Raw genomic sequence first — 501 nt, forward strand, 5'->3', positions numbered from 1 at the left:
AGTCGCTATCCGCACCGGCATGATCAAACGCGCACTCCCCGTCAACCGTGAGGCCGATTTCTCGGCCTGGTATCAATCCGTCATTGCAGAAGCCGATCTTGCCGAGGAATCGGGCGTGCGCGGCTGCATGGTGATCCGGCCCTGGGGATACGGCATTTGGGAGCGGATCCAGCGGCTGCTCGATGACCGGATCAAGGCGACGGGCCATGAGAATTGCTATTTCCCGCTGTTCATCCCGCTCTCCTATTTCGAGAAAGAAGCCGAGCATGTCGAAGGCTTCGCCAAGGAAATGGCGGTCGTCACGCATCATCGGCTGAAGGCGGACGGCAAAGGCGGGCTGATCCCCGATCCCGAGGCCAAGCTCGAAGAACCCCTCGTCGTCCGCCCGACCTCGGAGATGGTGATTGGGGCCGCCTTTGCCCGGTGGGTGCAGTCCTGGCGCGATTTGCCGGTGCTGATCAACCAATGGGCGAACGTCGTCCGCTGGGAAATGCGCACGCG

1 pseudogene is annotated in these 501 nt (G+C 62.1%); it reads left to right on the plus strand.

Annotated features, from left to right (window positions below):
• Positions 1-501, plus strand: a pseudogene (locus AACY08_RS28895) (proline--tRNA ligase); the annotation flags it as partial.

It is taken from the genome of Pseudomonas sp. EL_65y_Pfl1_R83 (assembly GCF_963970695.1).
Lineage (GTDB): Bacteria > Pseudomonadota > Gammaproteobacteria > Pseudomonadales > Pseudomonadaceae > Aquipseudomonas > Aquipseudomonas tritici.